We start from the raw sequence: 18,265 nt of genomic DNA, 5'->3' as shown, positions 1-18,265 counted from the left end.
CTTCTCGTGAAGCCGGAACGGTCGGCCTATTCCCCGGGTTAATACAGGTTCGTTCAAACCCGGGGAGATCCATGAAGAACATCCTATTGGCATCGGTCATCGCATTGGCAACCGCTTCGGCGGCCATCGCCCCTACGCAGGCCGAGACCGTTGTCGTCAAGACTCATGACCATATGCACATGAAGAAGCACTGCCGGACCAAGGTGGTCACAAGCTGGAAGCATCACCACAGGGTGGTTGAAAAGGTTCGGGTCTGTAGCTGATCCGGTTCGGAGCCGATTTGGCAAACCCGGTCGACGCGAGTCGGCCGGGTTTCTTCATCCCGTGGCCGAGGCCTTATTTCGCAAGCTTGCTCGCCGCGCGCGCCAGGGCTTCGATCTCGTCCCACTTGCCGGCCTTGACGAGGTCGTCGGGCGCCACCCAGGAGCCGCCGACGCAGACCACGTTGGGCAGGCTGAGATAGTCGGCCGCGTTCTTGGCCGAGATGCCGCCGGTCGGGCAGAATTTCACATCGGCGAGCGGCGAGGCGAAAGCCTTCAGCGAAGCGATGCCGCCCGACTGCTCGGCCGGGAAGAATTTCAGGAAGCGCAAGCCGGCTTCCCGTGCGGCCATGATCTCGCCGGGCGTGATGGCGCCGGGCAGCAGCGGAACATCGCTGCCGGCGGCTGCCGACAGAAGCTCGCGGGTGATGCCGGGGCTGACGATGAACCGAGAGCCTGCGCTGGCGGCCTCTTCGAACTGGCCCGCATCGAGGATGGTGCCGGCGCCGACGATGGCGTCCTCGACTTCACCAGCGACCCGCCGGATCGCTTCCAGCGCATCAGCGGTCCTCAGCGTGATCTCGATTGCCGGCAGGCCGCCACGCGCCAGCGCGCGCGCCAGCGGCACGGCATTGGCGATATCAGAGATCTTCAGCACCGGGATGACCGGCTGGCCGTTGAGGAGCGACAGGAGTTTTTCGGTCTTGCTGGGCATGTGTCTCTCCGTGGCATGGGACAATTCAACCGATTAGCAGAAGGCCGTTTTCCTGTCCACGAAACCGGCCGTGTCGCGATGTCACGCGTCGCCCAGGCTCGCCAGGCTTAGCTTAACAAAAGCGGCTGCCAGCCCGGCGGTGTCGGCAGCTTTTGTGCCGATAGCTTTTCAGGATAGGAATTTTTTCTTGACTCCCTGACCTCAGCTATGGTACAAATTCGCCCATGGTGCAGATTTGCGCCAGTGGCCAGCCGAACAGCATGCCTGCTTTGCCTTGAATCGGCTTGCTCGAGCGTCTAGTGGCTTCGGCAATGACATCACTTCCACCCCTTCGCGTCGCAGCACTCTACCGGTTTGCCCGGCTCGACGCTTTCGAAGAACTGCGCGCGCCGCTCGCCGCCTTCTGCTGCGGGCGCGGCATCAAGGGCACGCTGCTGCTGGCGCATGAAGGCATCAACGGTACCGTCGCCGGCAGCGAGACGGCAATTGCCGAACTGATCTTGTATCTCGAAGCCATCGAAGGGCTGGCGGGCCTCGAGGTCAAGTACAGCGAAGCCGCGGACATGCCGTTCCACCGCATGAAGGTGCGGCTGAAGCGCGAGATCGTCACCATGGGTGTCGATGACATCGATCCTTCGAAAAGTGCCGGCACCTATGTCGCGCCGGCCGACTGGAACGCGCTGATTTCGCAGCCCGGCACTGTCATCATCGACACGCGCAACGCCTACGAGGTGTCGATCGGCACATTCAGGGGTGCGATCGACCCGGCCACCGCAAGCTTTCGCGAGTTCCCGGCCTGGGTGGAGGCGCACCGGGCGGAGCTCGAAGGCCGCAAGGTGGCGATGTTCTGCACCGGCGGTATTCGCTGCGAGAAGGCAACCGCCTATGTCAAATCGCTCGGCCTCGAGGATGTCTTCCATCTCAAGGGCGGCATCCTCAAATACCTCGAAGAGGTTCCGGCCGAACAGAGCCTTTGGCAAGGCGAGTGCTTCGTCTTCGACGAGCGCGTTTCGGTGTCGCACGGCCTCGCCGAGGGCGAAGCGGAACTGTGCCGAGCCTGCCGCCACCCGCTGGCACCGGGCGATCTGACGTCGCCCAAATTCGCCGCCGGTATTTCCTGCCCGCATTGTCTCGATGCGCGTTCGGACGAGGACCGCCAGCGTTATGCCGAGCGCCAGCGCCAGGTCGAGCTTGCGCAGGCGCGGGGCAGAGAGCCGCATATCGGCTCCTGATCCAGGCATCGAGCTGCTGCAAAGCGGCCGCCTGTCATTGCAATGTCAAGTTTCGGGGCCTACGTCTTCGACGTTCGAAACCTGCCCGTTCGGCCGGGCAAATCCTGGAGGCACTGAATGTTCGATCCCAAGAAGCTTCTCGACGATCTGCTCGGCTCGCAAATCCCCGGCACCAGCGGCACCGTCCGCGACAAGGCGGGGCAGGCCGTGCAGATGGCCAAGGACAATCCGCTGGCCGCCGGCGCACTGGCCGCCGTGCTGCTTGGAACTGGTGCCGGTCGTAACGTGACGGGCGCCGCGGTGAAGCTTGGCGGACTGGCTGCCATCGGCGGCCTCGCCTACAAGGCCTACCAGAACTACAAGGCCGGCAACGCACCCGCCGAAGCACCGGCGGCCGGCGAACCGGAATTGCTGCCGCCGCCCAAGGACACCGCCTTCCACCCGTCGCAGGCGCCGCAAGGCGAGGACGAATTCACGCTGACCCTGATACGGGCGATGATCTCGGCGGCGAAGGCCGATGGCCATATCGACGATGAAGAGCGCCAGAAGATCGCCGGCAAGCTCAGCCTGGCCGGCATAGACTCCGATGCCGAAAAGTTCCTGATGGCGGAGCTGGCAAGCCCGCTCGACCTCGACACGCTGGTCGCCGACGCCAAGACCGACGCGCAGAAGCTCGAACTCTACACGGCGTCGCGCCTGACCATCGATCCCGACACCCGCGCCGAGCGTGGCTATCTCAACCTGCTTGCAGGCCGGCTCGGCCTGCCGGACGCGCTGGTCGACCATGTCGAGGCAACGGTTTCGGCGGCCAAGGTGCCGGCCAAGGCAGGGACGTCACCCAATCCGCGCTGGTAGGCCAAAACGGCACAGGAGGCGCTTTCCAAGTTAACCTCTCGTTAACCCAGCAAGCGCATCATTCAACACAGTCGGATCGGCTTTTCCTCCTCCCAAGCCCGGTTCAGATCAGGGGCGGTCGCCAATGGCCGCCCTTTTTGTCGGCCCGATCGGATGGACACGCTTGCCATCGCCGCCGTCATTTGCGATGCCTTCCTTTTTCGAGCCAAACCCCGAAAATCAGTCGAGCAAGCGCAGCGCTGCCGGAGGACAACAGCCATGACCGAGCAAAGAACCGCCATCGTCACCGGGGCCGGCACGGGCATCGGCAAGAGCGTCGCCACGGCGCTGCTCAAGGCGGGCTGGAACACAGTGTTCTGCGGACGCCGCAAATCCGTGCTGGATGCAGCCGTGGCCGAGGCCGGGTCCACCGACGCCAAGGCCCTGGCGGTTGCCTGCGATATCAGCAAGGCAGGCGAGGTCGACGATCTGTTCGAGACCGTGGCGGCGGCCTTCGGCCGTGTCGACCTGCTCTTCAACAATGCCGGCATGGGCTACAAATCGACGCCGATCGACGAGATACCGGTCGAAGTGTGGAACGATATCGTCGGCGTCAACCTCACCGGTTCGTTCCTGTGTGCCCGTGCCGCCTTTGGCGCCATGCGCAAGCAGAAGCCGATGGGTGGCCGCATCATCAACAACGGTTCGGTGTCGGCCTATGCGCCACGCCCGGGCTCGGTGCCCTACACGGCGACCAAGCATGCCATCACAGGACTGACCAAGACGCTGGCGCTCGACGGCCGGCCCTATGACATCGCCTGCGGCCAGATCGACATCGGCAATGCCCTGACCGACATGGCGCAACCGATGACGGTCGGCGTGCCGCAGGCCAACGGCTCGATATCAGCCGAAGCGGTGATGGATGTTCAGCGCGTCGCCGACGCCGTCGTCCACATGGCCAGCCTGCCGCTCGACGCCAACGTGCTGTTCATGACCGTCATGGCGACCAAGATGCCGTTTGTCGGGCGTGGGTAGTTATTCTCCCGGTAGCTCTGCGCCGGGCAGATAGAGCGCGATAGGACGGATCTCGTAGACGGCGGTCGGATTGACGCGACGAAAGTCGCGCGCGATAGCGATGGCATCGTCCCGCGTCGGGCAGTCGACGACATAGAGGCCGAGAAGCTGTTCCTTGGTTTCGGCGAAGGGGCCGTCGACGATCAAGCCGCCGCGCAAGGTGCAGGCCGATTGTGTCGCGCCAAGCCGCGCCGACGGGCCAAGGCTGCCGTCGGCATAGAGCCCTTCATGGATCTTGAGCAAGTCAGCCATCAGCGCCGTATCTTCCTGCGGCGTCAGCGCCTTGATTGCGTCTTCCACATGATAGGCAAGGATTGCATAGAACATCCGATGTCACCCCCCTTCGATCCTGATCCGAGGACCGTAGCCGTTCTCGACATGCACGCCCAGTCTTGCCCGCGCGCCTCCGGACGGCTCATGACACCGTCATGCCACAGCCGCAAATTGTCCGGAAGAGGACAGCGGGCCGCTTTCAGGCTTACTTCGCCAGGAAGGCCCCGATCCGTTCCAGCGCCCGCAAGATGTTCTCCTCGGAATTGGCGTAGGAGAGCCTGATATAGCCTTCGCCGAGAATGCCGAAATCGGGACCGCCGATCAGCGCCACGCCGGCCTCGTCGAGCAGCGCCGAGGCGAGTTTCTTGGCTTTCCAGCCGGTCTTCGAGACGTTGGGGAAAGCGTAGAACGCGCCTTTGGGCGTGATGCAGGACATGTTGGGCAGCGCGTTCAGCCCCTCGACGACGATCTTCCGGCGGCGGTCGAAGGCGCCCATCATCTTGTCAACATCGTCTTGCGGGCCGTCGATTGCCGCGATGCCGGCGAACTGGCTCGGCGCGTTGACGCAGGACCAGCAGTTGACCGCCAGCTTGCGCACCTTGTCGTAGAGATGGGCGCCCTTGTCGCCATTCGGCCAGATCGACCAGCCCATGCGCCAGCCGGTCATCGCCCAGGTCTTCGACCAGCCATTGAGCACGATCAGCCGGTCGCGGATCTCGGGAAAGCCGAGCAGCGAGCAATGCGTCTCGCCATCATAGGTCATGACGTCGTAGATCTCGTCGGAGAGGATGGCGACGTGCGGATGCGCCTCCAGCCCCTTGACCAGTTTCTCGATCTCGGCACGCGGCGTGACGCCGCCGGTCGGATTGGCGGGCGAGTTGAGGATCAGCAGCCTGGTCTTCGAAGTGATCAGCGCCAGCGTCTCCTCGGCGGAGAAGGCAAAGCCGTTTTCCTCGCGCATCGGCACGGGAATAGGGGCTGCACCGGTGAACTCGATCATCGAGCGATAGATGGGGAAGCCCGGATCGGGATAGAGGATTTCGGCGCCAGGTTCGCCGAACATCAGGATCGCGGCGAACATGGTTGGCTTGCCACCGGGCAGGATCATTACCGTTTCGGGCGATACTTCGACACCGGTTGTGGTCAGCGTGCGGCGCACCACTGCCTCGCGCGTCGCCAGCAGGCCATTGGCCGGTGTATAGCCGTGATGGCCGTCGCGCAGCGCCTTGATCGCCGCCTCGACGATGTGCTGCGGCGTCTTGAAGTCGGGCTGGCCGATGCCGAGATTGACGATGTCGCGGCCTTGTTGGGCAAGTGCTGTGGCCCTCGCGAGCACGGCAAAGGCGTTTTCCTCGCCAAGGCGGTCGAAGGCCGAAATCGTGTGGAGCATTTTTCCCGTCCGTGTGGTTCTTGCTGTTGGGTCGCGTTTTTGTGAGCTTCGGCTGGCAAAAGTCAAACGGATTGGAGCTTTCGGTGTCGGAAAATCTCAGGGATTGGCAACCGCGCCCGCGGCCCGAACGCAAGACCATCGACGGAAGCACTGTCCGGCTTGAACCGCTGAGTGCCGCAAAACATGGCGACGGCCTCTATGAAGCGTCCTCCGTGTCCGACATCGACGGCCGCTTCGCCTGGTTGCCCGATTATCCGCCGGAGACCCGCGCCGCCTTCCAGCCATGGCTGGACAAGGTCGAGGCCAGCGAGGATCCGCTGTTCTTCGCCGTCATCGACAAGGCCAGCGGCAAGGTCGCCGGACGCCAGACGCTGATGCGCATCGATCCGGCGTACGGCGTCATCGAGATCGGCAACATCTATTGGGGGCCGCTCATCTCGCGCAAGCCGGGAGCGACCGAAGCGCAGTTCCTGTTCATGAAATACATCTTCGACGAACTCGGCTACCGCCGCTACGAATGGAAGTGCAACAACCGCAACGAGCCATCGAAGCGGGCGGCCGAACGGTTCGGCTTCAAGTTCGAAGGCATTTTCCGCCAGCATCTGATCGTCAAGGGTGAAAACCGCGACACCGCGTGGTATTCGATCATCGACAAGGAGTGGCCGGCGCTGCGCAGTGCCTATGCGGCATGGCTCGATCCGACCAATTTCGATGGCGACGGCCAGCAGAAGCGACGGCTCGAGGATTGTCGCGCGGAATTCGGCGCTTAGGAGTTCGCCATTGGCACATACCCACGATCACAGCGGGCACGATCATAGCGGGCACGATCACGGCGCTGGTCATGTGCATGGCTCGACCGACAAGAAACGCGTTCTGATCGCAGCCTGCCTGACCGGTGGCTTCATGGTCGCCGAGGCGCTTGGCGGCATCCTCACCGGGTCGCTAGCGCTGCTGGCCGATGCCGGCCACATGCTCGCTGACTCGATCGCGCTCGGCCTTGCCTGGTATGCGTTTCATCTTGGCGGCCGTCCGGCGACCGTTCGCCTCACCTATGGCTTCGGCCGGGTCAAGACGCTGGTGGCCTATACCAACGGCATCGCCATCTTCGTCATCGCCCTGTGGATCGTCTACGAGGCCTGGGGGCGGCTGCAGGCGCCGGCACCGGTGCTTGGCGGGCCGATGCTGGTGGTGGCGATCCTCGGCCTGCTGGTGAACATCGGCGCGTTCTTCGTGCTGCATGGCGGCGACCGCGAAAGCCTGAACATGCGCGGCGCCATCCTGCATGTGCTTGGCGACCTGCTCGGCTCGGCTGCGGCTATCGCGGCGGCGCTGGTCATCCTGGCGACCGGCTGGACGCCGATCGACCCGATCCTGTCGGTCCTGGTCTCACTGCTGATCCTCTACACGGCGTGGTCGCTGATGCGGGAAGCCGCCCATGTCCTGCTCGAGGGGGTGCCGCCAAGCCTCGACCGCGATCTGATCGCCAGGGATCTCGAGGCGACCGTCCGGGGGGTGCGCGAAGTGCACCACATGCATGTCTGGTCGCTTGATGGGACCAGCAACATGGCGACGCTGCATGCTTGTCTCGACGAGGGCGTCGATGCGCATCAGGCGGTGAGTGCCGTCAAGAAGCGGCTTGCCAGCGAGCACGGCATCAGCCATGCCACCGTGGAACCGGAATTCGGCCAGTGCGCCGACGACGGCGACGAGCACGACCACGGGCACGGGCATGAAGCGGCTGCATATCACGACCACCATCACTAGGACCGGATCGATCGATGTCGATTGTCCTGCCTCGGGAGTTGCAAAACCTTGAAAACCAGCTTGATGAACACCCGCTGCCGTGGTGCGGCGTGATGGATCGTGACACCAGGAATGCTCTTATCGCTGCCGTGTGGATCATGCTTCTGTTCGGTATCGGCGCCTATTATCTGCCGACCGTGATGCTGGCACTCGGCAGCCTTTCGACCGTGCTGGCCGGCGCCTTTGGCATCGTTTTCGTGCTGGCGTTCTTCTCGGTGTTCTGGCTGCGGGCCCGCAACCAGCGCAAAAACCAGGGTAAATAGGCAAGGGATTTTCGATATGCGCATTCTGATCACTGGCGCCGCGGGTATGGTCGGCCGCAAGCTCATCGCCCGGCTGGCCAAGGACGGCATGCTGCGCAGCCGCAAGATCACGGCGCTCGATTTACACGATATCGTGCCGCCGCAGGCGCCGAGCCTGGATGCCGTCAGCGTCACGCTGCACACTGGCGATCTCGCCGAAGCAGGGGCCACTGAGCGCCTGGTCGCATCGCGCCCCGACGTCGTGTTCCATCTTGCCGGCATCGTGTCGGGCGAGGCGGAAGCGAATTTCGATCTCGGCTACCGCGTCAATCTCGATGGCACGCGGGCCCTGTTCGATGCCATCCGGCTGGCGGGCTTTGCGCCGCGCGTCGTCTTCACCTCGTCGATCGCGGTGTTCGGCGCGCCGTTCCCGGATGTCATTCCCGACGACTTCCATCCGACGCCGCTGACCTCCTACGGCACCCAGAAGCAGATGAGCGAAGCGCTGCTGGCCGACTATACCAGGCGCGGCTTCTTCGACGGTATCGGCATCCGGCTGCCGACGATCTGTGTGCGGCCGGGCAAGCCGAACAAGGCGGCGTCCGGCTTCTTCTCCGGCATCATCCGCGAGCCCTTGAGCGGCCACGAAGCGATCCTGCCGGTGCCGCGCTCGGTCGTGCACACGCATGCCAGCCCGCGCTCGGCGGTGAACTTCCTGATCCATGCGGCAGGGATCGACGGCAGCGCAGTCGGGCCGCGCCGCAACCTGACGATGCCCGGCGTTGCCGTCACCGTCGGCGAGCAGATCGAGGCGCTGGAACGCATCGCCGGGCCGAAGGCGGTAAGCCTGATCCGCGAGGTTCCGGATGAGACGATCTGGGCGATCGTCAAGGGCTGGCCGACGCGCTTCGAGGCAAAGCGGTCACGGGAGCTCGGCTTCAGCGCCGAAAAGAGTTTTGACGAGATCATCCGCGCTCACATCGAGGATGAGCTCGGCGGCAAGATCGCGGGTTAAACTCCGAACCTCGTGGCGCCGGCCTATCCGCCGCTCGCCAAACTCGCCGACAGCAGCAGCAGTCCGAACAGGAACACAAACGCCGCGCCGCCGATCTCGACGATCGAGTGGATGCGGTTGCCCATGCGGCCGTCGCCGGCGAAATACACCGCCCAGTTCTTGGCGGTCACCGCCAGTGTCGCCAGTGCCGAAACGGTGATGGCCGTGCCAAGCGACATCGCCAGCACCGACAGCAGGCCGCCGAGCCAGAGCCCGTTGAGCAGGGCGAAGCTCAGCACGATCAGCGCGCCGGAGCAGGGGCGGATGCCGACCGCCGCCACCGCCGTCCACGCCGTGCGCCAGTCGAAGCGGTCGCCCGACAGCAGCGCCGGATCGGGTGCGTGCGAATGGCCGCAGGTATCGCAGACTTCGCCCGCCGCGTGATCGTGATGAGCGTGATCGTGTTCGGCATGATCGTGATGATCGTGCGAAGGGCCGTGCACATGGTCATGCGCGTGTAGCGCGTGCGAACGAGCATGCGCCGAATGGCTGTGAGCTGCATGGGAGTGACCGGCATGCGAATGCGCGCCGTGCGAATGACCCCCATGGGAATGACCGGCGTGAGCCGCCGACAGGCTGTAGGCCGGGCCCTTGCCGAACAGACGCAGGACGGCGGGGCCGAGTTTGCGCCACAGCAGCCAGGCGCCGAACAGGGGGACGAAGACAAAGCTCATGATCTCCATGAACCAGGCTGCGTCCGTCATCGAGACGGAGGTGCCGCGCAGGACGAAATAGGCGACCCCCATCACCGCGACCGCGGTCAGGCCCTGCAGCAGCGCCGAGACGAAGGACAACAGGATGCCGCGCCGCAACGCCACCTCATTGGCCACCATGTAGGACGAGATCACTGCCTTGCCGTGGCCGGGGCCGGCAGCATGGAAAATACCGTAGGCGAAGGACAGGCCGACGAGTATCCAGATCTTGCTGCCGTCCTGGCGCATCGCCTTCATCGCCGTTGCCAGCGCGCGGTAGAATTCCTGCTGCCTGAGATTGATCCACATCAGGATATGGGCGAACGGGCCGGTGGTGGGCGCCATGCCGTCATTGACGCCGATGCCGAGCGAACTCTGGGCATGAGCGGCGTCGGCGAAATGCATCATGGCGACAGTGAGGGCCAACAGGCCGAATGCCAAACGCAGGGACGGTTTCGTCACCGGCTTCATCCTTCTGGCTGACAGGTCAGTTCGAGCTTGGTGGCGAAGATCTTGCTCATATCGGTGCCGGTCGGATCGTTGAAAAAGGCATCGGTGAGGGTCTTCTGGTTTTCCTTGATGGCTTCGTCCGGGTCCGGACGGACCACCTTGCTGGTGCAGTTCGAGGGCAGGCCTTCAACCGTGATGTTGGAGTCCTCGGTGAAGTCGATCGCCGTGTAGAATGTCGGATCGTAGACGCCGATATCGATCTTGCCGTTGAGCTTGATCGGCACCTTCGGTTCGGACTCGAACAGGATGATCAGTTGATCGTTGTCGAAATTGGCCATCAGATGCGGCGGCGGCGTCATCGCCACGTCCTTGCCGTCAACGGTGACGAGCTGGAAGTAATTGAACTCGGCCAGCGAGGCATGAACGGTGTCGGCGACTTCCTTCAGCTCCTTGTCATCGAGCTTCAGGTCGGAGTTCTTGTCGAACTCCATCATCACGGTCGAGGAAAACAGATCGTCGAAGCGCCAGAGATGACGCAGAGCCTTCACGCTTTGGTGATCCGGGGAGAGAATCACATCGAGGCGGGCCTCGGCGAAGACATGCGGATGCACGTAAGCCGGTCCAATGGCGGCAAAAGTAGCCGCCAAGGCCGAAGCCAGCATGATTGCGTGCCGTTTCAGGTGCATTCTGGGTCGCGATTCCATAGGCCTCGGAAGAGTTGCCGAGAGTTACCAGAAAGGGGGCGAAATTGGGACCACGAGACTATTGACGCCGGTCAGCCAGCCTCGCGCGTCCTGAACCACTGCACCAGGAAGTCGACGAAGACGCGGACTTTCGCCGGCAGATAGCGACGGTGCGGGTAGACGGCGAAGATGCCGCCGCCCGACAGGATACGGTCATCCATCACCGCCACCAGCCGGCCGCTCGCGAGGTCGGGCGCGGCGATGAAATCCGGCAGGACGGTAAATCCGAGGCCCGCCACGGCCGCGGCTCTCGCCGTCATCGGGCTGTTGACCTCGACCGGACCGGACACCGAAACGCTCACCGGATCGCCATTGTCGCCCTTGAACGGCCAGTTGTTCAGTCCGCGGCCATTGGTGTCGACGATGCAAGGCATGCGGCTGAGATCCTGCGGCCTTGTCGGCATGCCATGCTTGGCGATCAGTTCGGGGGAGGCGCAGAGCTTTATCGAAAACGGCGCCAGCCGCCTGGCGATCAGCGACGAGTTCTCCAGCCGCGAGATGCGCACCGCAAGATCGAAGCCCTCCTCGACCAGATCGACGAAGCGGTCGTCGAGCTGGATGTCGAGCACGATGTCGGGATGCTGCTTGGCGAAGTCGATCAGCGACTGGCCGATCGGCGCGTCGGCGAAGGTGCGCGGCGCCGACAGCTTGATCCGGCCGCGCACGTCGCCGGAGGATTCACGCACCGCGTCGGCCAGGCTGTCGACCTCGCGCACGATCTCCGAGGCGCGCCGGTAATAGGTATGGCCGGCCTCGGTCATCGAGAACTGGCGCGTGGTGCGGTTGAGCAGCAAAGCGCCGAGTTCGTCCTCCAGCTCGCGCACATATTTCGACAGCAAGGCCTTGGAACGACCGATCTTGCGCGCCGCCGCCGAAAAGCCCTCGGCCTCGACCACGTCGATGAAGGCACGCATGCGCGTCAGTGTGTCCATGGTCAGGCCTTTCGTGCCGCGTCGAGAAGTTTCCCGCCGAGCCGTATCAGGGCAATGTCGCTGCCGGAAGGGCCAAGCAGCGACAGGCCGAACGGGGCGCCGGCGACCGAGCCGACGGGCAGCGTGATCTGTGGAAAACCGGACAGGCCGGCCAGGCACAGAAGTTGGAGCGCCCGTTCGCGATAGGCCTGGAACTGCTCCGGCGTGCTGTCCACGTAAGGCGCCGGACCAGGCACGGTCGGCAGGACAAGGAAGCCGTTCCTGCCGAGCAGGGCGTTCAGTTCGCCGCGAAAGGTCAGACGTCGCACCGTCTCGGCCTGGGCTGTCCTGTCATCGACGGCACGGCCAAAGCCGAAACGCTCCTCGACACCGGGGCCGAGGCCGCGCTCGCCGCTGGTGATCCATTCGCCATGCACCGCCCAGGCCTCCCTGGCCTGCAGCCGGCGAAAGCACCAGTAGAGTTCATCGGGAGATGAGGAGAAGCGGATTGCCGGCGTCGCCGGCACGCCGAAGACCGCGCCCGCCAGCCCCTTCATTTCACCATATTCGGCCAGCGCCGGGCGGGCGACCAATCCATCCAGCCAATCCAGCGCCAGCGGCCGGTCCAACACGTGCTGGTGCGGATCGCGGCCGAGCAGCAGCTTGCCGACGGTCTCGTAGGTCTCGATGTCGTCGGCGAACCAGCCGAACGTGTCGAGGCTCGGCGCCAGCTTCATCGTGCCGTCGAGCGGAATGCGGCCATGCGTGGTGCGCAGCCCGATCAGTCCGCAAAAGCTCGCCGGGGCGCGGATCGAGCCGCCGGTGTCTGAGCCGGTGGCGATATCGGCCAGCCTGCCCGCCACCGCCGCCGCCGACCCCGATGAGGAGCCGCCGGTGACGCGGTCGGGTGCCGCCGGGTTCACCGGAAACGAGAAATGCGCATTCTGGCCGAACAGCGCGAAGGCAAGCTCGTCGGTCTGCGTCTTGCCGACGAAGCGTGCGCCGGCATCGAGGATCATCTGCACGGCGGGTGCGGTGCGCGAGGCCGCGGGGCTTTCGGCGAATTTTTGCAAATTGCCGCAACCGGTGCGGTAACCGGCGACGTCGTAGATGTCCTTGACGGCCAGCCGCAGGCCGGCCAGCGGGCCTAGCTGGGCATGTGCCACCGGCATCCGGCGAAGATCGAGAAAGGCGTTGAGAGGGCCGTGCGTGCCTGTCATCGTTCGATATCCGGATACGGTTGCCGCAACATTGTTCGACGCCAGAAATTTTACAACCTGCGATACGATTTTTATTGATTGTGAAAGTCTTCGCCCTTATATCGCGCTTGCCCAAAGTCGCACGTGCCTGTGGGTGTCCGCCGATCCTCGAATGGTGAGGGAAATCGGTAAGGTAACTGGAGCCAACCCCTCCAGTCGGTCTAGCGGCCAACCGCCAGCCCGAGGACACCTTGAAGCAACGACGGTGCGGGCCTTTCTGGTGTTCTGCCGGTTGTCCAAAAACCGGGGTTACTGAAGAGGCACACCTTCATTGCCGGCAGTGCGGACGGGTCTCCCATCCAAGCCAAGGCAGACAAAGCGAACCGAGGCCGGGCAAGGCCAAGGTTCACCGCCGCGAGACGGCGCTTCATGGTTCCGGGGTCTCCACCGGCTGGTTCCATGGATATCCGTCCCGCCTTTGTCCACCGCGTGTTCGCGAGGCTGACAGCCCGCGTCCCGCAGCCTTATTGCGCGCCGAAAGGCGCTGATGGAGAGACCCCGATGGCCACCCAGCGCATCCTTGACTTCCTCGCCACCCGACGTCCGTCCGGCCCCTGCCTCGTCGTCGACCTCGATGTCGTGCGCGACAATTTCCGCGCCTTCGAGAAGGCGCTGCCCGATTCCAGGATCTACTATGCGGTGAAAGCAAACCCGGCGCCGGAAATCCTGCGCCTGCTTGCTGCGATGGGCTCGTCCTTCGACACCGCTTCCGTTGCCGAAGTCGAGATGGCGATGGACGCCGGTGCGCCGGCGGACCGCATCTCCTTCGGCAACACCATCAAGAAGGAGCGTGACATCGCACGCGCCTACCAGCTCGGCATCCGCCTGTTCGCCGTCGATTGCGTCGAAGAGGTCGAGAAGATCGCTCGCGTCGCTCCAGGCGCGCGCGTGTTCTGCCGCGTGCTGACCGATGGCGAGGGCGCCGAATGGCCGCTGTCGCGCAAGTTCGGCTGCGTGCCGGCGATGGCCGTCGACGTGCTGCGCCATGCCAAGGGGCTCGGCCTCGACGCCTATGGCGTGTCGTTCCACGTCGGCTCGCAGCAGACCGACCTGACCGCCTGGGACCGTGCGCTGGCCGACGCCAAGGTGGTGTTCGCGACGCTCGCCGAAGAAGGCATCGTCTTGAAGATGGTTAATATGGGCGGTGGTTTCCCGACGCGCTATCTGCGTGACGTGCCGGCCGCCCAGGCCTATGGCCAGGCGATCTTCTCGGCGCTGCGCAAGCATTTCGGCAACGCGCTTCCCGAGACCATCATCGAGCCGGGCCGTGGCATGGTCGGCAATGCCGGCGTCATCAAGTCGGAAGTCGTGCTGATCTCGAAGAAGGCGGCCAACGACAATGTGCGCTGGGTGTTCCTCGACATCGGCAAGTTCGGCGGTCTCGCCGAGACGATGGACGAGGCGATCCGCTATCCGATCGTCACCCCGCATGACGGCACGGAGACCGCACCTTGCGTGCTCGCCGGCCCGACCTGCGATTCGGCCGACGTGATGTACGAGAAGACGCCCTATCCGCTGCCTTTGTCGCTGACCATCGGCGACGAGGTGCTGATCGAAGGCACCGGCGCCTACACGACCACCTACTCGGCGGTCGCCTTCAACGGCTTCGAGCCTCTCCGATCCTACGTGATCTGACGGCGCTTCCTCAGCGCATTTTCGGACGGCGAACCGGACACAACTTCGCCTGAAAATGCGCTGAGAGAGCCGATCAGATCATCCCAGGTGGGCGCCTGTCGTCCACCCGGGCTCGCCTGTGGAACAGATCTCCGCTCGCCAGGGATTACGGAAATGGAAATGTCAGTTGAAATGGAAATGCCAGTTGAAATTGGGGGCCACGCACCGGCCATTGTGATGGTTGCCGAAATCGCCGCCGATGTTGCGGCGCGCGAGGCGTTGCTCGATCGGGCCATGGGGCCGAAGCGCCGGAAAAAGTCGTCGGAGAAGCTGCGGCGCGGCCGGCGGCCCTCGGAAGGGCTGGCCTTCGTCGCCCGCGATGCTTCGGGCGGCGTGGCCGGCACCGTGCGGCTGTGGGATGTCAGGTTGGGTGAGGGCGGTGCGGCCGCGCTGCTGCTTGGCCCGCTTGCCGTCGACCCGTCGCTCAAGAATGCCGGCATCGGCTCGGCGCTGATGCGCCATGCCATCGCCGAAGCGGCGCGTCTCGGCCATGCCGCTATCCTTTTGGTCGGCGATGCGCCCTATTACGCGCGCTTCGGCTTCTCGGCCGAGAAGACCGGTTCATTTGCCATGCCGGGACCCTATGAGCGGCACCGCCTGCTGGCGCTGGAACTGGTGGAAGGCGCGCTTGGCGGCGTGCACGGCACGCTGAAGGCGGCCGGCCGCAAGCTGAAGGCGCTGGAACTGATATCGGCGGCCTGACACGAAGCCGGCAGCATTTCATGCAAAAAAAAACGCCGCCCGAAAAGGCGGCGTTTTTGCGCTTGGTGGGTGCCGCTTGGGCGGCTGGATGCCTTCAGCCGATCAGCTGGCTGAGCGCCATGGCGACGGTCATGTCGCCTTCGACCTTTATCTTGCCGGTCATGAACGCCATTGTCGGGTTCAGGTCGCCAGCGATCAGCGAATCCAGATCGTCGAGCGAGAGCTTGATGGTGCAGTCGGTGGGTGCATCGGTGTTCGAGACGGTTGCGCCGTCGATGACGATGACGCCGTCGCTGCCGGTGTCGAATTTCACGGAACGATCGAACCCGCTGCTGGCCACCCGCGACTTGATCTTCTCGGCAATCTCCTGAACGCTCACGCTGTTCTCCTTGTCTGGTTGCATCTGTCTCGCAACGGCGCTTCGATCCAGCCGAAGCCCATGCCGCGGTTTCGCGATCACGGTCGCTGCCGCATATAGCTTTGGGTTGACGTTTACGTCAACGCGAATTCGGGCGGTTGGTTCCTGCCGTCGCGGCAGGTGAGCCCCGATGAGGCCGGGACTCCGAGCCGGGGCAACTCAGTGTTCCTTGAACGCCTTGGTCATTTCGCTCGCCGTCTCGCTTTTCTTGCGGCGCAGCCAGTTGTCGCGGATTTCGTCCTTCGACAGGAAATTGACCTGGTCGATCAGAACCTCATGCACCAAGGGCGCGCCGACACGCGCGTTGACGGTATCGCGGATTGCGGCGCGGAAGGCATCGAGATCGATGGTCGCCTTGTTGGTGAAGTCGATCTGCGGATTGGAATAGAGGTAGGAATAGACCTGGTCGGTGATCAGCGCTTCGGCCGGAATGGACAGCTTCTTTATCTGCTCGGGTTCGACGGTGTAGACGAGCTTGGTCAGGAAATAGCCGCCGATCTCAGAATCGCGGATCAGCGGCACCGAAATGATGTCGGTCTTGACGTAGTCGAGACCGCCCAGCATCGGCTTCGGCGTTTCGCCGACACCGCGCTCGCCGGCCGCCTGGAACGAATAGAACACGGCGCCGAGGGTTGCGGCGCAGATCCAGACGGCGATGGCGATGACCTTGATCATCGGCTCTTGTCAGTCCCTTGATCAGTCCCTTGCGAAGGCGACGCGGCACTGCGCCGTTGCTTCGGCAGTATCTCCGAAGTGTCGCTTGTGTTCGGCATCATGCCTTCATCCAGCCGAACTCGCCGGCGGAATAGGTGCCGTCGGTCTCGGCGCGCTGGATGGCGTGCCGCAGCAGGCTGGCGACTTCGTTGACCGCGCTGAGATGCGCCAGGATCGCCGCTTCGTTCTTCGCCAGCTTCTGGCGCAGCCGGGTCAGGCCCTCGCGGTGCTGTTCGAGGAATTCGGCTTCGCTGCCGCCCTTCATGGCGCGCGTCAACTCGTAGAGGTAGCGGCTCTTGCGGGCGTTCGACGCCTTGAGATCATAGTTGGTCGCGTTGCGGATGCCGGCGGTCTCTTCCTCGACCACTTCCTCGATGCGACCGATGATGGCGGCGAGGTTGCCGGGCCGCGCGAACGGGATCGGCGCTTCCGACGCGGTCGTGCGTGCTGGCAGATTGGGGGTGGATTCTGAAAAGTCGGCCATGGCGTTTCCCAGTTTAGATCTTGATGTTTGTTTTTATGGTCGTCTCGTCACCGGTCATCGACCCCGCAGCCTTGCGCTGCAATTGGTGGACCAGCGAGGTCGACAGGCTGTTTTGCTGGTCGATCTCGGTCTTTTCCAACCCGCCCGAGACCGGACCGACCGGAACCACGCGCTTGCCTTCGAGATAGTGGTCGGCAAGCATCGACTTGGCGATGCCGATGCCGCCGCGTTCGGCCATCACGTCGGCCACCCGCTCGGCAAGCTGCGATTTCCACATGTCGCCAGCCAGGCCCTTGCCGTAGACGCCCTCGGTGTCCTTTGGCAGCATGTTCTGGATGAAGGTCTGCAGCACCATCGCCTCGAACTTCTTGAATTTGTTGGCCGGGTCGGTTGCAGCGGCGGCCTTGTCGGCGGTGGCGCGCGACAGGATCGAGCCGGCATCGACCGAAGCGGCGGTGTCGAGTGAAAACGTGCCCGCAGCGCCGCCGGCCCGCTTTGCCAGCGCGGCGCGGGCGGTCTCGATATCCGCCGGGTCGGCGGCTCGGGCCACATCCATAACGATGTCGCTGGGTGGAGAAATCGCCAAGAAAGTCCGCCTTTTACCGGTTTTCCTTAGCCAGACCATGCCTCAACAAGCTTGTGGCAGGCTTGCGGGAAGGAGAGGGAGCGGAGTGCGCGGATCGGATCGAAGCTGCCGGCTTCGCGCCATCGGGCAGATTTTTCCATCGTCGCCTTTGGCCGGAAGCTGACGATCAGCTTGGCACCCACGAGCTTGCTTCGATGGTCCGCCGAGGGTGGGATTTCCGCCTCAGCTTCACTCCTTGACCGCCCCCGTCATCGAGGAGACGTAGTGCTCGACAAAGAATGAATAGAGCACCACCACCGGCAGGGAGCCGATCAGCGCGCCTGCCATCAGGGCTCCCCATTCATAGACGTCCGAACGTACGAGCTCGGTAAGCACGCCGACCGGCACGGTCTTGTTTTCGGACGATTGGATGAAGGTCAAGGCGTAGATGAATTCGTTCCATGACAGGGTGAAAGCGAAGATGCCGGCGGAAATCAGGCCGGGCACCGACAGCGGCAGAACTATCTTGGTCAGGATTTGCCAGCGGCTCGCGCCGTCGATCAGCGCGCATTCTTCCAGTTCGAAGGGTATCGAGCGGAAGTAGCCCATCAAGAGCCACGTGCAGAATGGAATGAGGAAGGTCGGATAGGTGAGGATCAGCGCGAACGGCGTATCGTAAAGCCCGAGGTTGAACACCATTACCGACAGGGGAATGAACAGTATCGAGGGCGGCACGAGATAGGCCAGGAAGATCGCCAAGCCGACCTGCCGCGCCC

Annotated in this window: 23 protein-coding genes; 10 read left to right on the top strand and 13 right to left on the bottom strand. The window is 63.8% G+C overall.

Features of this window, described 5'->3' with window-relative positions; translation table 11 throughout:
- The first annotated feature begins 71 nt into the window (after positions 1-71).
- A complete protein-coding gene (locus EOB49_RS17070) occupies positions 72-263 on the top strand; it encodes a hypothetical protein (RefSeq protein ID WP_127381652.1) in 192 nt (63 codons plus the stop codon).
- A gap of 73 nt (positions 264-336) precedes the next feature.
- Here the strand turns inward: EOB49_RS17070 and EOB49_RS17065 are convergent, their stop codons facing one another.
- Positions 337-975 (bottom strand): 2-dehydro-3-deoxy-phosphogluconate aldolase, encoded by a 639-nt coding sequence (locus EOB49_RS17065; protein ID WP_127320189.1) that lies wholly within the window; start codon positions 973-975, stop codon positions 337-339.
- Between the two features lie 311 nt (positions 976-1,286).
- Here EOB49_RS17065 and EOB49_RS17060 point away from each other — a divergent pair, with 311 nt between their 5' ends.
- From EOB49_RS17060 to EOB49_RS17050, 3 genes are all read left to right on the top strand, one after another.
- The gene (locus tag EOB49_RS17060) at positions 1,287-2,207 is read left to right on the top strand and encodes a rhodanese-related sulfurtransferase (protein WP_127381651.1); all 921 of its coding nucleotides are present in this window, start codon (positions 1,287-1,289) and stop codon (positions 2,205-2,207) included.
- Between the two features lie 117 nt (positions 2,208-2,324).
- The gene (locus tag EOB49_RS17055; protein ID WP_127381650.1) at positions 2,325-3,062 is read left to right on the top strand and encodes a tellurite resistance TerB family protein; all 738 of its coding nucleotides are present in this window, start codon (positions 2,325-2,327) and stop codon (positions 3,060-3,062) included.
- A 258-nt stretch (positions 3,063-3,320) separates the two neighbouring features.
- Positions 3,321-4,076, top strand: coding sequence for an SDR family oxidoreductase (locus EOB49_RS17050; RefSeq protein ID WP_127381649.1), 756 nt, complete (start codon positions 3,321-3,323; stop codon positions 4,074-4,076).
- On the opposite strand, the gene EOB49_RS17045 is transcribed toward EOB49_RS17050, so the two are convergent.
- On the bottom strand, positions 4,077-4,442 hold the full coding sequence (locus EOB49_RS17045) for a YciI family protein (RefSeq protein ID WP_127320181.1): 366 nt from the start codon (positions 4,440-4,442) through the stop codon (positions 4,077-4,079).
- 151 nt (positions 4,443-4,593) lie between these two features.
- On the bottom strand, positions 4,594-5,778 hold the full coding sequence (locus EOB49_RS17040) for a pyridoxal phosphate-dependent aminotransferase (RefSeq protein WP_127381648.1): 1,185 nt from the start codon (positions 5,776-5,778) through the stop codon (positions 4,594-4,596).
- A gap of 83 nt (positions 5,779-5,861) precedes the next feature.
- Here EOB49_RS17040 and EOB49_RS17035 point away from each other — a divergent pair, with 83 nt between their 5' ends.
- The 4 genes from EOB49_RS17035 to denD all read left to right on the top strand — a co-directional run bounded on the left by EOB49_RS17035 (position 5,862) and on the right by denD (position 8,838).
- Positions 5,862-6,548 carry a GNAT family protein gene (locus EOB49_RS17035; protein WP_127381647.1) on the top strand — a complete coding sequence of 229 codons (687 nt, stop codon included), beginning with the start codon at positions 5,862-5,864 and terminating at the stop codon, positions 6,546-6,548.
- A 10-nt stretch (positions 6,549-6,558) separates the two neighbouring features.
- On the top strand, positions 6,559-7,542 hold the full coding sequence (locus EOB49_RS17030) for a cation diffusion facilitator family transporter (protein ID WP_127381646.1): 984 nt from the start codon (positions 6,559-6,561) through the stop codon (positions 7,540-7,542).
- An 89-nt stretch (positions 7,543-7,631) separates the two neighbouring features.
- On the top strand, positions 7,632-7,844 hold the full coding sequence (locus EOB49_RS17025; protein ID WP_126071175.1) for a hypothetical protein: 213 nt from the start codon (positions 7,632-7,634) through the stop codon (positions 7,842-7,844).
- A 16-nt stretch (positions 7,845-7,860) separates the two neighbouring features.
- A complete protein-coding gene (gene denD, locus EOB49_RS17020; RefSeq protein WP_127381645.1) occupies positions 7,861-8,838 on the top strand; it encodes a D-erythronate dehydrogenase in 978 nt (325 codons plus the stop codon).
- Positions 8,839-8,861: 23 nt separating this feature from the next.
- On the opposite strand, the gene EOB49_RS17015 is transcribed toward denD, so the two are convergent.
- From EOB49_RS17015 to EOB49_RS17000, 4 genes are all read right to left on the bottom strand, one after another.
- The gene (locus tag EOB49_RS17015; protein ID WP_127381644.1) at positions 8,862-10,040 is read right to left on the bottom strand and encodes a nickel/cobalt transporter; all 1,179 of its coding nucleotides are present in this window, start codon (positions 10,038-10,040) and stop codon (positions 8,862-8,864) included.
- The gene (locus EOB49_RS17010; RefSeq protein WP_127381643.1) at positions 10,037-10,705 is read right to left on the bottom strand and encodes a DUF1007 family protein; all 669 of its coding nucleotides are present in this window, start codon (positions 10,703-10,705) and stop codon (positions 10,037-10,039) included. The genes EOB49_RS17015 and EOB49_RS17010 overlap by 4 nt, the downstream gene beginning before the upstream one ends.
- A gap of 89 nt (positions 10,706-10,794) precedes the next feature.
- Entirely contained in the window at positions 10,795-11,694 is a 900-nt protein-coding gene (locus tag EOB49_RS17005; RefSeq protein ID WP_023810038.1) for a LysR family transcriptional regulator, read from the bottom strand.
- Between the two features lie 2 nt (positions 11,695-11,696).
- Positions 11,697-12,893: an amidase gene (locus EOB49_RS17000; protein WP_127381642.1), complete on the bottom strand. Its 1,197-nt coding sequence runs from the start codon at positions 12,891-12,893 to the stop codon at positions 11,697-11,699.
- 540 nt (positions 12,894-13,433) lie between these two features.
- Between EOB49_RS17000 and odc2 the strand changes: the two genes are divergently transcribed.
- Together odc2 and EOB49_RS16990 are read left to right on the top strand one after the other, a co-directional pair.
- Positions 13,434-14,567 carry an ornithine/lysine decarboxylase gene (gene odc2 / locus EOB49_RS16995; RefSeq protein WP_127381641.1) on the top strand — a complete coding sequence of 378 codons (1,134 nt, stop codon included), beginning with the start codon at positions 13,434-13,436 and terminating at the stop codon, positions 14,565-14,567.
- Between the two features lie 171 nt (positions 14,568-14,738).
- Positions 14,739-15,308, top strand: a complete 570-nt coding sequence (locus EOB49_RS16990; protein ID WP_127381640.1) for an N-acetyltransferase — start codon at positions 14,739-14,741, stop codon at positions 15,306-15,308.
- Between the two features lie 94 nt (positions 15,309-15,402).
- On the opposite strand, the gene EOB49_RS16985 is transcribed toward EOB49_RS16990, so the two are convergent.
- The 6 genes from EOB49_RS16985 to EOB49_RS16965 all read right to left on the bottom strand — a co-directional run.
- Complete coding sequence (locus tag EOB49_RS16985; RefSeq protein WP_013529756.1) at positions 15,403-15,687, bottom strand: SCP2 sterol-binding domain-containing protein; 285 nt, start codon at positions 15,685-15,687, stop codon at positions 15,403-15,405.
- 198 nt (positions 15,688-15,885) lie between these two features.
- Positions 15,886-16,401, bottom strand: a complete 516-nt coding sequence (locus EOB49_RS16980; RefSeq protein WP_127270032.1) for a hypothetical protein — start codon at positions 16,399-16,401, stop codon at positions 15,886-15,888.
- 97 nt (positions 16,402-16,498) lie between these two features.
- Complete coding sequence (locus EOB49_RS16975) at positions 16,499-16,924, bottom strand: hypothetical protein (RefSeq protein WP_127270030.1); 426 nt, start codon at positions 16,922-16,924, stop codon at positions 16,499-16,501.
- Between the two features lie 13 nt (positions 16,925-16,937).
- Positions 16,938-17,549, bottom strand: coding sequence for a rod-binding protein (locus tag EOB49_RS16970; protein WP_164748967.1), 612 nt, complete (start codon positions 17,547-17,549; stop codon positions 16,938-16,940).
- Positions 17,537-17,692 (bottom strand): hypothetical protein, encoded by a 156-nt coding sequence (locus EOB49_RS36505; protein WP_164748966.1) that lies wholly within the window; start codon positions 17,690-17,692, stop codon positions 17,537-17,539. The genes EOB49_RS16970 and EOB49_RS36505 overlap by 13 nt, the downstream gene beginning before the upstream one ends.
- 46 nt (positions 17,693-17,738) lie before the next feature.
- A partial coding sequence (locus EOB49_RS16965; RefSeq protein WP_164781707.1) for a carbohydrate ABC transporter permease occupies positions 17,739-18,265 on the bottom strand: 527 nt, incomplete at its 5' end.

It is taken from the genome of Mesorhizobium sp. M7A.F.Ca.MR.148.00.0.0, assembly GCF_003997735.1.
Taxonomy (GTDB): domain Bacteria; phylum Pseudomonadota; class Alphaproteobacteria; order Rhizobiales; family Rhizobiaceae; genus Mesorhizobium.
The sequence above is the reverse complement of the archived record's forward strand: the minus strand, read 5'-3'. Positions and strand labels throughout refer to the sequence as shown.